Below are 12,504 nucleotides of genomic sequence, written 5' to 3' on the forward strand. Positions count from 1 at the left end.
TTAACTCAGCACGCCTAACAACTTTGCCTTCGCGACCGCCTGAGTCCGGCGCTCTACGCAGAGCTTTACGTTAATACGTCGAGCGTGAGTCTTTACCGTGTGTAACGAGATAAACATTTCATCGGCAATCTGTTGATTCGAATAACCGAGGGCAATCAGCTTTAAAACTTTCAGTTCGCGCTGACTCAACAAAGGCAAACTGGCGGAGTTTTCAAAATCCACATGATGAGCCGATGGCAGCGCCACCGTTTGCAACATCTCGGCCCTGCGCAGACTCAACTCTTGCAACGCCTGACGGCACTGAAAATCCGCCGCCAGCCGCAGCCCCTGTCGCAAGGCTTTATCGGCCTCATCCTTGCGGCCGGCGAGCCACAGCAGCTCGGCGATGACCAGCTGCAATTCCGTGTGCAAGGCGTTCATCGCGCTGGATTGGGCCTGGTTCATCCTGCGCTGCAACTGCGCCAGGTGCTCAGCGTCCATCGGCGAACCGGCAGCGCGAGCAAGGATCAGCAGGTATTCAATTCTCGGGATGAGCAACACGGTTGCTGGCGGAGCCTGCACAGCTTGAGCTCCCTGGTAATGACGCAACACGCGGCTCAGCGCTTCACAAGCGAGATCCTGACGTTGCTGTTGCAACCAGAAATGGCTGCTGACCTGCAGCAACACACCGCGATAGACCGTGTCGGGAATCTGCCGCTGCTGCATCAAGCGTTCAGCCGCCCGGAGCCGATTGAAGGCCAGCTCAAAATCACGCTGATTGGCCGCCAATTGCGCCTGTCCCAAATAGCCGTACAGCACTCGTTTGTCGTGGCTGCGCAGGCAATCATTCAAGCCACTTTGAAACAGTGCCGCCGCGCGTTCGTCCAGCCCCTGATTAAGTGCGAGGCGCCCGCGCAGCAGCGCGATCCTGCCGTGCAAAGGCGTCAGCCGCACAGTGTGCTCGCGAAGCAATTCATCCATGTTGCTCAATAACGCCTCGGCCCGCGCGCTCGCACCGCGCTGTTCGAGCAGGTGCGCATGATCAAGTTCGAGCAGGCCTTCGAAGACCAATGAATCATGCGCCCGCGCCAGGCACAGCGCTTGCCGGTTGAACGCCTGCGCCACGTCGAGTTCACCACGCAGAAATGCCTGCTGAGTCAGCCCCGACAGGCACAGCAGCCGGGTCGGCCACGTCTCGGGGGCCAGTTCGGCCAGCGCATGCTGAAAGTGTTCCTGCGCGGGCTGCATCTGCCCTTGCAAATGCAGGAGCCAACCCTGTTGCGCCTGCCAACGGGCAATTAACTGCCGCTCGGATTGCGCTGACGGTTGTGGCAGGAATCGCGTCATATGCGCAATGCATTGTTCTGCTTGTTCGAAGCGGCCGGCAAATAACAGTGCCCCGGTAAACAGCCCGACCAATTGCGGCGAACTCAAAATCAATTCTTCGCCCTGTTGCTCGTGCAAGCGCAGCAAAAGCACCACGGTCTGCTCTTCAAAAAGATGCTCGAAACTGAAGTGCTGCAACAGGCTGACCGCCACTTCGAATTCTTCGGCGAGCAGCGCTTGCTCGAAGGCAGAACGCCAATCCTTGCCGACGGTAAAAAACTGACAGGCAAGCCGATGCCAGGAACGGCTCGCCGGCCATTGCTCTTCGCGCATGACTTGCGCGAGCGGCGGGAACACTTGCAGCCATTCAGCCGATTCGTGCCACGGCTCGATAAAGCAGCCCAGCGTTTGCAGCGTGCGCAAGAGTTGCGCACCCTCGCCGGCACCGAACAAGTGCTCGCACAGTTCGGCATTGAATCGCGGCAGATGCGCCAACACCCGCCAGGCTTCAGCCAGCTCCGGCGTAAGGCTGCTGAACAGTTCGTGTTGCAGATAATCGAGCAGCGTATCGACCCGTTGTTGCGGTTGCAGACTTTGCGTCCAGTCGCACTTTTGCAGCAGCGCCATGCGCACCCCGGCGCACCAGCCGCCAGTGCGCTGGAAAATTCGCCCGGCCACACTGTTGGCCTGCTCTGCCGTCAAATGCGTCAACGCACAGGCGATTTCGTCTTGGGTCAGAGCGAGGGTCACGCTTTCAGATTCATATAACTCATCGTCGAGCAGCAAACGCGGCCAGTTGCATTGCGGACGTCGGCGCGTGCCGATCCACCACGTGAGTGCCGGGCTGCTGACCGCCAGCAAGCGATCAAGCAACGCATCCAGCGCCGGATCGGGCAGACGACAGTAATCGTCGATAAACAACCAGGTCGGCTCAGCCCAACGTGCCAGCGTCGCGATCAACCGCGCCTCATCCACCCGCTCGGCCAGCCCCAACGTCTGCGCCAGACGCTGGCAGAAGTCGGTGGGACTGAGCGTTGCGCCAGCCAACGGCAACCACCGCACCTCGCTCGCGGGCGGCGCCTGAAACAGACATTCAGCAAGCAATGCACTTTTGCCGCTGCCGGCCGGCGCGCACACCAGCCGCACCCGCGCCACGGATTCGAGCAATGGCGCGCTCAAACGCGTACGCGACTGATGATGGGAAGAAAGCCTGGGCAGAAATCCGCGGCGATCCAGGCAGGGCGTCATGGCGGTCATCGAGTGAGCCTTCTTATCGTTGTGCACTCACCCTAGCCCGCTCCGGGCACCTTGTTGACGAGTATTCAGCGCGCTGATTGCGGCCCATAAAAAAGGCGACCGAGTGGTCGCCTTTTGCCTTGCCGATGTATCCAGACCGTTACCGAACGCCCTCGGCGCGCAAGGCCGATGGCGTGTAATCCGCCGCCTTGGCTTCGAAGCCGAATTCGTAACTGTGTTTCTCTTCGTTCTTCATGCCCAGGGCAATGTAGCGACCGGCAATGATGTCGTAGAGCGCTTCGAGGGTGTAAGCCTGTGCCTGATGCTCGTAGTGATATTCAGAGTGACCTTCGGCCACGCGCCACAATTGACCGCGACCGTCATAGTGATCGACCAGTGCGACTTGCCAGCTGTCTTCATCGATGTACATGTGGCGCTTGGCGTAGATGTGCCGCTCGTTCGGTTTCACCGTACCGATCACCTCCCAGACACGGTGCAGTTCGTAACGGGTCAGATCCTGATTGATGTGCCCGGCCTTGACGATGTCGTCGTATTTCAGGCTCGGCGAATCGAGTTTGTAGCTGTTGTACGGGATGTACATTTCCTTTTTGCCGACCAGTTTCCAGTCGTAGCGATCCGGTGCGCCGGAGAACATGTCGAAGTTGTCCGAAGTACGCAGGCCATCCGCCGCCGTGCCCGGGCCGTCATACGCCACTTGCGGCGCCCGACGAACCCGACGCTGGCCGGCGTTGTAGATCCACGCCAGACGCGGCTCCTTCACCTGATCGAGGGTTTCGTGCACCAGCAGTACGTTGCCGGCCAAACGCGCCGGCGCGGTCACTGACTGTTTGAAAAAGGTCAGCACGTTGGCGGCTTTTTCCGGGTCGATATCCTTGATCAGTTGCGGCACGGCGATCTCTTCTTCGAAGCGGATCGGCGTGAAGCTGCCGTTAGTCTGCGGGGTCACCTGAGTGATGATGCGTTTGACGTTGCCGCCGTGGTAACGGGTGATGTGGTTCCACAACACCTCGACGCCGTTCTTCGGAATCGGGAAGGCGTAGTAGCGATTGCCGGTGAAATTGGCCAGGCCGTTACCGTCGTTGATCGTGGTCACATTGAGCGCACTGCGCTTGGCCGACTCGTAGATTTCCGGCGGCACGGCGACGGTGCGGTGAGTGGTGTAGACCGGAATTTTGTAGGTTTCAGGGTAGCGCTTGAACATCGCCACCTGGCCTTCGGACAGCTTGTCTTTGTACTTGTCGACGTTGGCCGGGGTGATGGTGAACAACGGTTTCTCGTTGACGAACGGGTCGGCGAGGAAACCTTTGCTGTCCACTGCGGCGGCGTTTTTCGGGATACCGCCGGTCCACGCCGGAATCGAGCCATCGGCGTTGCCGGCCTTTTCGGCGCCGAGCGGGGTCAGGCTGGTGCCGAGTTTGTTCGCTTCATCCGGCGACACCGCCGCCATCACGTTGGCCGCCAGCACACTCAGGGCCAGCACACCACATTGCAGAATCATTTTGCGCATTGCAGTCATCCTTCTCGGGCAGATCAGAAGTTCACGCCGAAGCTCAGGGCCACGAAGTCACGGTCTTCGAGGACGTTGTAGTCACCGCCAAAGAAGTCGGTGTAACTGAGGCTCGCGGTGTAGGTGTTGCGGTAGTCGGCATCGACGCCGACGCTGATCGCTTTCGCGCCTTCGTTGAACAGGCCGTTGGGCCCGTAACCGGCGACGTCATGCGACCACGACAGATTGGGTTTGAAGTTGATCCCGCCGACCACGTTGGCGTAATCGAGAATCGCCCGTGCGCGGTAGCCCCACGAGGTCGAGGTGACAAAGCCGTCGGTATCGCCGCCGAAACCGTACTGGCCGTACACCGAGTCGCGGCCATAACGCAGCTGACTGCGCGACTCCAGACCACCGACGTGCACCACCGCCGCTTCGCCGACCACGGTCAGACGTTCAGCGCCCAACATCTGATCGAAGAAGTGCGTGAGGGTGCTCTGCACTTGCGTCACTTCTTTACGGCGATAACCTTTGTTGTCCGCGCCCGGCGACGTCGCCAGTGGCGAGGCCGCACCGCCGGCAATCGGGTTGAGCAGCGCCAGCGTCAAGTCGTTGGTGTTGACCTGCACCGGCGCGTTAGGCCGGTAGCTGATCTCGCCAGTCCACGCGGTACCGGTGGGCAAAGTGGTGGAGAAACTCGCGCCGTACAGGCGAATGTCTTCCGGGTATTCGAGGTAGTACTGACCGCGTCCGAGCATCACGCTCTGCGCCAGCCCCGCACCGCTGCCAGGCGCCAGACCGTTGGCAATGCCGACCATGCCCGGCAATGCCGCCAGCGTCGAAAGCCCCGCCGTGGTGGTGCCCACCGTTGGCGTGCGGCTGTGATAGTTCATGAAATAGAGGCCGTACTCGGTATCGTCGCCGAGCCAGCGCAGCGCTGTGCCCCACTGTCCGGAATCCCGCGCGTCGCGGTCGCCGCCACGGGGAATCACCACCCCTTCGCGAGTGACCTGAATGCCTTGACCGAATGCCTGGGTCAACGGCACAAACGGTGCAATCGCTGGACTGCCGACGGTGTAGCCGTTGTTGCAACCATCCGCCGCAACGTCAACACCAAAGAACGTGCCGCAGTTGTCGAGAACGGTTTGATCCCACTCCAGTTGGTAAAAGCCTTCAACCGTCAGTTGATCGGTCAGACCTTGCGAACCGAACAACATGTTCACCGGAATCAGGCCTTCCTTGATCTCGGCACCGGGACGGCGAAACGCGGAAACGTCGACCGGGTTGATGCTGTTGATCGAGTTGCCGATGAAGGTACTTTCGCCCCAACTCACCACCTGCTTACCGGCGCGCACAGTGCCCGGCAGATCGGCAATGGAATAGTTGTGATAGACGAAGGCATCGAGGATCTGCGCGCCGGACGACTTCGCGCCTTCCTTGCGACCGCTGTCGCTGATTTGCTTGAACTCGCGGTCTTCGTCCTTCAGCTCGAAGTCGTACCAATACTTGCCGCGCACAAACACACCGGTATCGCCGTACTTCAGTTCGAGGTCGTGAATGCCTTTGAAGATCTTCGAAAAGGTCTCGCCCTTCTTGAAGTTCAGGCGCCCGTCATCACCCGTGGAAGATTGCCCGGTACCGCCGTTGACCGTGCCGACCAGCGACTTGTCGGCATCGCGCAGGCCCCAGCTCGCACCGATCGACAAGGACGAGTCGAACGTCCCTTCGATTTCGCCGATGTTGAAAGCGACCGCTTGCGCCTGGGCACAGCAACCCAGAGCCACCGCAGCGGCCAGCGCTTGCGGTGTGAAGATGGCGCGCATTGTTGTTTTTGTCATGCGTCTTCCCCGGTGAGTGACAGAAGGCCCCACCCTACTGCCGCCACCACCTGACGATAAGCGCACCAAGGAGGTATTCACGCTGTCGCTCGAAAGGATGAATGCCCGCACAGCACGGGGCTTTGCGCGATCCATGAGTGAGCTGGATGGACGATCATCAGCACAGCGCATGGTGCATGCCGGGGCACAGCGACTGTTGCATGCTCCGCAACAGTGCATGTCCGGAATCGCTATTTTTCCTGCAGGCCGAACTGCTTATTCTGAGCGGGCTTTCACGGGATACGCCGAAAAGCGCGAAGCACTGGCCATGAGCAACGCTGGCCATTGCTAACAGATTTCAGATGAATCGATAGGTCGGTTTATCGCCCCGGTGTTCACTGACGTTGATTTGTAGCTCCTTGATCCAACGTCTTACCTTGGCCGCTGCGTTTGTAGCGGCCTTTTTTATGGGCGAAGAATTTTGTACCGCGGGGATTTCAGAAGGGGCCGACAGGACTCAGGCAAATCCTGTCGCTTGATGCAGTGGAATCAGAGCGAATACTTCTGCAAATTCGCCATCATTTCCTTCAGCGCTTCAATATTGTCCTTCGGATGCGCCGCCCCTTCGAAATCACAAATCTGCTGCCAATGCGCCGCGACATCTTCCGGCGAGAAACCTACTCGCGGATCAAACCCGGCACCCAGGCTACGCTCCCAACGCACCTTGCCCATCCAGCCGCCGCCGACTTCGAACAGTCCAGAAGTCTCTTGGCATTGCTCGCTGGCCAGGTACACCACCAGCGGGCTGACCAGTTCCGGTTTGAGTTGTTCGAACACTTGCGGCGGGATCAGGCCTTCGGTCATGCGCGTGCCGCCGGTTGGGGCGATGGCGTTGACGAGGATGTTGTTTTTGCGGCCTTCGATGGCCAGGGTGCGGGTCAGGCCGTAGAGGCCGAGTTTGGCCATGCCGTAGTTGGACTGGCCGAAGTTGCCGTAGATGCCCGAGGTCGAGGCGGTGAAGATCACGCGGCCGTAGTTTTGCTCGCGCAGGTGCGGCCATGCGGCGCGGGTGACTTTGTAGGCGCCTTCGACGTGGACGCGGTAAACCAGATCCCAGTCGGCGTCGTCCATTTTGTGGAAGGTTTTGTCGCGTAGGATGCCGGCGTTGTTGACCACGACGTCGACGCGGCCGAAGACGTCGAGGGCGTTTTGCACGAGTTTGTCGCCGTCGGTGACCGAGTCGTGGTTGGCTTCGGCGGTGCCGCCGGCTTCACGGATTTCGGCGACGACGCGGTCGGCAGCGGAGGCATTGGCGCCTTCGCCCTGAGCCGAGCCGCCGAGGTCGTTGACCAGCACTTTCGCGCCCTGTTTGGCGAACAGCAGTGCGTGGGCGCGGCCAAGGCCACCACCGGCTCCGGTGACGATCACGACTTTATCTTCGAAACGCACAGACTCATTCATCGAGGCAACTCCAGCAGGCCAATGGGACATTGATCCCGAGTGTCAGGCACGAGGCGTGGTGTCACAACGAACAGGGCTGGGGCTGAATGGTGTGCGATAAGGTTGGGGGATAGTCAGGTTTGAAAAGCACAAGATCGCAGCCTTCGGCAGCTCCTACAGGGGATCGGTGTAGGAGCTGCCGAAGGCTGCGATCTTTCAATCTTCAGGAACAGGCCACTTTGCGCGGCGGCAGCACCTGACGTTCACGAAATTCCAGATAGTGCTTAAGCACCTGCACCGGTGCTTCGGTTTGCGGGTAGTGACCAATGCCCGGCAACAGCACAGCGTCGGCATCAGCAATCAACTCGCAATAACGCTGCACCATGTGTGCACCAGAGATCGGGTCGACTTCGCCATCGATCACCCGCAGAGGAATTTCACCGCGCTGCATCGCCGCGACCCAACGATCACGCTGCACCCGACGCTCCGGAATATAACTGATCAGTTTGTGCATGATCCGTGGCCCACGATTGGTCTCGACCAAGCTCCAGAAATCATCCAGTTCGCTCTCTGTCGGCCGAGTGTTCGGCCCAAAGATCTGCCGAAAACTTTTCACCAGCGCATCGCGGGTAAACGCGCGGCCGATCATCCAGCCCAGTGGACTCAGCAACAGTTTCTGCATCAACACCGGCCGATGGGTTTCCGGAAACAGGCCACCGTTGAGGAACACGCAACTGGCGATTTCGATGCGATCCTCGTAATGCCGGGCAAGCAGTTCTTGCGCAACGCTGTCGCCGTAATCGTGCGCCAGCACATGCACCGGTTGCTCGACCTGCAAATGCGCGAGCAACGCCTGCTGCAAATCCGCCTGTTCCAGCAAGCTGTAGGTGTGATTGACCGGCTTGGCTGAATCGCCGAAACCGAGCATGTCGCAGGCAATCACCCGATAACGCTGGGCCAGTGGCTGCCACAGGTAATGCCAGTCCCAACTGGCGGTCGGGAAACCGTGGATCAGCAGCAGCGGCTCGCCCTGCCCCGCCGTCCAGTAACGGATCGGCTGACCACGAAAGACAAACGTCCGGCTGCGTTTACGCCAGACACACAGAGGAATCTCGGCAAGTGGCATTAGAGTTTATATCCGGGATCTTGTTTATCGAGTTTGCGCAGCAGCGCCGGCCAGGCCAGCGCGCCACCCATGCCTTGAGCACTTTTGGTGACGCCGGCGATCATCGCTTTGGCGCCTGCCAGAATTTGCGGTTCGATGGCGATGAGTTCAGCGCCCCCGGTTTGCGCCATCACCTGAATGTCGCAAGCGCGCTGGAAGGTGAACATCATCAAAAAAGTGTCGGCGATGGTGCTGCCACAGGTCAGCAGACCGTGGTTGTGCAACATCAGGAAATTGTTTTCGCCGAGGTCGGCCTGCAAACGCGCCTTCTCTTCGTGGTTCAGCGCCACACCTTCGTAGCCGTGATAGGCCAGGCTCGACAGCACGAACAACGATTGTTGGCTGATCGGCAACACGCCCTGCTTTTGCGCCGATACCGCGACACCCGAGGCGGTGTGCGTGTGCAGCACGCAAACCACATCGTGCCGTACTTCGTGCACGGCGCTGTGGATCGTGTAACCGGCGGGGTTGATTTCGTAAGGGCTGTCCATGAGTTTGTTGCCGGCCTGATCGACCTTCACCAGGCTCGACGCGGTGATCTCATGGAACATCAGACCAAACGGATTGATCAGAAAGTCTTCGGTGCCCGGCACCTTGGCGGAAATATGCGTGAAGATCAGGTCGTCCCAGCCATGGGCGGCGACCAGACGATAACAAGCGGCGAGATCGACACGGGTCTGCCATTCCGCAGCACTGACCTGGTCTTTGACGTTAAGGGACGATTGGACGGGGGCTACGCTCACTGTATGCACCTCTGCGTTCTTATTGTTCTGCAACTTGTGAGCAGTCTAGTCAGGTGCAGGCAATCACGTAGTTGCATTGGCAGCCAGCTTGATGACTGACCGGGTCAGTCGTGCAAACAGCTTGGATCCATGTCAAAGCAACGACGCCAACAAAGGTGCAGCAAACAGATTGAGCAACCCGGTGAGCACCATCACCAGCCCGGCGACAGAGCCTTCTTCACCGCCCACTTCATGCGCGCGACTCACGCCGGCACCGTGCGCGCCAACGCCGAACAACGCGCCACGCGCCAAGGCACTGCGCAGCGGCAACCACTTCAACAGCACGCCGCCGAGCATCGCGCCGAACACGCCGGTGAACATCACAAACACCGCGGTCAGCTCCGGCACACCGCCGAGGTTTTGCGCGAGCGGCATGGCGAACGGCGTGGTGATCGAACGCGGTACCAGCGACATCGTCACCGAACTGTCGAGCGCCAATGCCTTGGCCAAGCCGAACGAGGTGCCGATCGATGCCGCACTGCCGGCCACCATGCCGAGCATCAGCGCCGACCAGTGCCGCATCAACAAACGCCGTTGCTGCCAGATCGGCACAGCGAACGCGACCGTCACCGGGCCGAGCACCAACATCAGCCAGTGGGTGTTGCTGGAATATTCGGCATAGGCGGTGTGCAGCGGCACGGCGAGCGCCAGCAGCATCGCCGGCACCAGAATCAGCGGCGACAACACATAACGTCCGGTGCGTCGATAAATCCAGCGGCTGAACAGGTACGCCAACAAAGTGAAGGCGAGCCAGAACATCGGCATCCATTCAAGCTTCATGGGAACGCCTCGCGCGCACGGCCAATTCCACGGTGAATGCGGTCACCAGCATCACCATCAAGGTACTGGCGGCGATCACCAGCAAAATCCGCCAGCCGTCATTGCGCAGCAACGTGCCGTAATCGAGCAGGCTCATCAGCGCCGGGATAAAGAACAACAGCATCTCGGCCATCAACAATCCCGCGCCCAGTTGCAGCGCCGCCGGTTTGACCCAGCCGAATGCGAAGGCCAGCAGCAACAGCGCCATGCCGATCACGCCGCCAGGAATCGGCCAGGCCAGCCACGCGGCGAGTTGGCAGCCGAGCAGGTAGAGACCGAGCAACACGGCGAGTTCGACGAAGAGACGTGAAAGGTGTTTGAAGCGGGCGGCGTTCATGAGATTGGCTCCTTACAGAAGCCTATTTTACGAAGTGGCCTGCCATCCCCGAAGCGAATTGTTAGACTCAAAGCCATTCCAAAACGGAATCAGGCTTATGGAATTCAAACAGCTGCGCAGTTTTGTCGAAGTCATGCATCAGGGCGGTTTCACCCAAGCGGCGAAAACCCTGCACATCAGCCAATCAGCGGTGAGCAAACAAGTCGCGCAACTGGAACAGAGCCTCGGCACGCCGCTGCTGGAACGCCTCGGTTCACAGTTGCGCCTCACCGCCGCCGGCAGCGTGGTGTTGCAGCGCGCCGAAGCGATGCTGCGTTTACGCAACGAATTGCTGGTCGAACTGGACGATCTCAGCCATCTGGCCCGTGGCGAGTTGCGCCTCGGTCTGCCGCTGTTGGGCAGCGATGCTTTGTTCGCCGGGTTGTTTGCCGAATATCGCCGGCGCTACCCGAACATCAGCGTGCAGTTGCTCGAGGGCGGCAGCCGCAACATCGAGCAAGCCGTGCTCAACGGTGAACTGGAGCTGGGAGGCAGTTTGTTGCCGAAGGATCCGCAGTTCGACTGTCAGCCGTTTTGCGATGAGAAACTCGATGCGCTGCTACCGGTCGATCACCCGTTGGCGGATCGCGGCGAGATCGGATTGGAGGAGCTCGCCGATACGCCGTTCCTGCTTTATCAGCGCAGCTTCGTGCTCAACGATCGTTTGCTGCAGGCGTGCCAGCAAATGGGCTTCACACCGAAGGAAGGCGGGCGCAGCGGTCAGGCGGATTTTCTTGCGGCGCTGGTGGCCGCCGGGCAAGGCGTGGTGTTGTTGCCCAGCGTGGTGGCGCGCGGACTGGTGCGGCCAGGCGTGGTGCGTCTGACCTTGCGTGCGCCGGATTATCTGCGCTGGGACATCGCGTTTATCTGGCGTCAGGGCGCCTATTTGTCGAATGCCGCGCAGGCGTGGCTGGCACTCCTGCGCGAGCGGCCGATCAGCCCTTGAGCGCGTCGATCAATTGCGCCAGCCAAGGTTCGGCGTCGGTTTCCGGGGTCACGCTTTCGCTGGCGTCGATGCGCAGCATCTCCAGCACTTCACGCACACCCAGTTCGCCGAACAGTTCACGCATTTGCTCGCCGCCACCGCAGAAGGTGTCGCCATAACTGGCGTCGCCCAAGGCGATGACCGCGCCCGGCAAACCGCGCCACGCGGCTGGCAGTTGATCGCGAATGGTCGAATACAACGGTTGCAGGTTGTCCGGCAGCTCGCCCATGCCAGTGGTCGAGGTTACCGCGAGGAACGCTTCCGGGCCGAACGCTTGAATGTCCGCCAGGCTGGCGCGCGAGTTGTAGAAGGTTTCAAAGCCAGCGGCTTTCAACAGGTTCTGGGCGTGGCGGGCGACTTCTTCGGCGGTGCCGTAAACCGAACCGGAGAGGATGGCGACTTTCATCAATCTGATCCTGAAACTGAAAAAATGAGCGGCGATAGTAGCAGCCCAAGCCGCAAAGCTGCGATTGGATCTCAACTGGCGATAATGGCCAGTAGACAGCGCTGACGGTTTATCTAGAATGCGAACCCTCGGCCATTCTGAACGGACTCACAGATGATCAACGCCAGCCTGCTGCAAATGGTGATCAACGCCTCCAACGATGGAATCGTGGTAGCGGAAAAGGAAGGCGATCAGGACACCATCCTGATTTACGTCAACCCCGCATTCGAACAGCTGACCGGCTACAGCAGCGAAGAGATTCTCTATCAGGACTGCCGCTTCCTGCAGGCTGGTGACCGTGATCAGGCCAGTCTGGAGCGGGTTCGCGAGGTGCTGCGCAACAATGGATCGTGCCGGGAAATCCTGCGTAACTATCGCAAGGACGGTACACCGTTCTGGAACGAACTGTCGCTTTCAACGGTAAAAAGCGCTGACGATGGGCTTACTTATTTCGTCGGCGTGCAGAAAGATGTAACGATTCAGGTCAAGGCTCAGCAACGCGTTGCGCAACTCGAAGAGGAGGTCGCGACACTGAAAGCACAGCTGGCAGAACTGAAAGCGACGAACGGCGCAAACAAATCAGCGAACTAATTGTCATTAACTACAATCACCAATGACTTTGTAACT

The 12,504-nt window shown here is 59.7% G+C and carries 11 protein-coding genes; 2 read left to right on the top strand and 9 right to left on the bottom strand.

Annotated features, from left to right (window positions below; all coding sequences use genetic code 11):
• The 8 genes from ACP3TY_RS20865 to ACP3TY_RS20900 all read right to left on the bottom strand — a co-directional run bounded on the left by ACP3TY_RS20865 (position 1) and on the right by ACP3TY_RS20900 (position 10,408).
• Positions 1-2,562, bottom strand: coding sequence for a LuxR C-terminal-related transcriptional regulator (locus tag ACP3TY_RS20865; protein WP_426618394.1), 2,562 nt, complete (start codon positions 2,560-2,562; stop codon positions 1-3).
• Positions 2,563-2,701: 139 nt separating this feature from the next.
• Positions 2,702-4,069, bottom strand: a complete 1,368-nt coding sequence (locus ACP3TY_RS20870; protein WP_426618395.1) for a DUF1329 domain-containing protein — start codon at positions 4,067-4,069, stop codon at positions 2,702-2,704.
• Between the two features lie 23 nt (positions 4,070-4,092).
• Positions 4,093-5,886, bottom strand: coding sequence for a DUF1302 domain-containing protein (locus ACP3TY_RS20875; RefSeq protein ID WP_426618396.1), 1,794 nt, complete (start codon positions 5,884-5,886; stop codon positions 4,093-4,095).
• 528 nt (positions 5,887-6,414) lie between these two features.
• Positions 6,415-7,326, bottom strand: a complete 912-nt coding sequence (locus tag ACP3TY_RS20880) for an SDR family oxidoreductase (protein WP_159812177.1) — start codon at positions 7,324-7,326, stop codon at positions 6,415-6,417.
• Between the two features lie 202 nt (positions 7,327-7,528).
• Positions 7,529-8,431 carry an alpha/beta fold hydrolase gene (locus ACP3TY_RS20885; protein ID WP_426618397.1) on the bottom strand — a complete coding sequence of 301 codons (903 nt, stop codon included), beginning with the start codon at positions 8,429-8,431 and terminating at the stop codon, positions 7,529-7,531.
• Positions 8,431-9,213: a class II aldolase/adducin family protein gene (locus tag ACP3TY_RS20890; protein ID WP_053117200.1), complete on the bottom strand. Its 783-nt coding sequence runs from the start codon at positions 9,211-9,213 to the stop codon at positions 8,431-8,433. The genes ACP3TY_RS20885 and ACP3TY_RS20890 overlap by 1 nt, the downstream gene beginning before the upstream one ends.
• A gap of 132 nt (positions 9,214-9,345) precedes the next feature.
• Complete coding sequence (locus ACP3TY_RS20895; RefSeq protein ID WP_426618398.1) at positions 9,346-10,032, bottom strand: LrgB family protein; 687 nt, start codon at positions 10,030-10,032, stop codon at positions 9,346-9,348.
• Positions 10,022-10,408, bottom strand: coding sequence for a CidA/LrgA family protein (locus ACP3TY_RS20900; RefSeq protein ID WP_053117196.1), 387 nt, complete (start codon positions 10,406-10,408; stop codon positions 10,022-10,024). Before ACP3TY_RS20900 ends, ACP3TY_RS20895 begins: the two co-directional genes overlap by 11 nt.
• Positions 10,409-10,505: 97 nt before the next feature.
• Here ACP3TY_RS20900 and ACP3TY_RS20905 point away from each other — a divergent pair, with 97 nt between their 5' ends.
• Complete coding sequence (locus ACP3TY_RS20905) at positions 10,506-11,393, top strand: LysR family transcriptional regulator (RefSeq protein WP_401240736.1); 888 nt, start codon at positions 10,506-10,508, stop codon at positions 11,391-11,393.
• Here the strand turns inward: ACP3TY_RS20905 and ACP3TY_RS20910 are convergent.
• Entirely contained in the window at positions 11,383-11,838 is a 456-nt protein-coding gene (locus ACP3TY_RS20910; RefSeq protein ID WP_053117192.1) for a flavodoxin, read from the bottom strand. The genes ACP3TY_RS20905 and ACP3TY_RS20910 overlap by 11 nt on opposite strands.
• 153 nt (positions 11,839-11,991) lie before the next feature.
• Between ACP3TY_RS20910 and ACP3TY_RS20915 the strand changes: the two genes are divergently transcribed.
• Positions 11,992-12,468 carry a PAS domain-containing protein gene (locus ACP3TY_RS20915; protein ID WP_400647852.1) on the top strand — a complete coding sequence of 159 codons (477 nt, stop codon included), beginning with the start codon at positions 11,992-11,994 and terminating at the stop codon, positions 12,466-12,468.
• Positions 12,469-12,504 lie beyond the last annotated feature (36 nt).

Source organism: Pseudomonas rustica (assembly GCF_049959085.1).
Taxonomy (GTDB): Bacteria; Pseudomonadota; Gammaproteobacteria; order Pseudomonadales; family Pseudomonadaceae; genus Aquipseudomonas; species Aquipseudomonas rustica.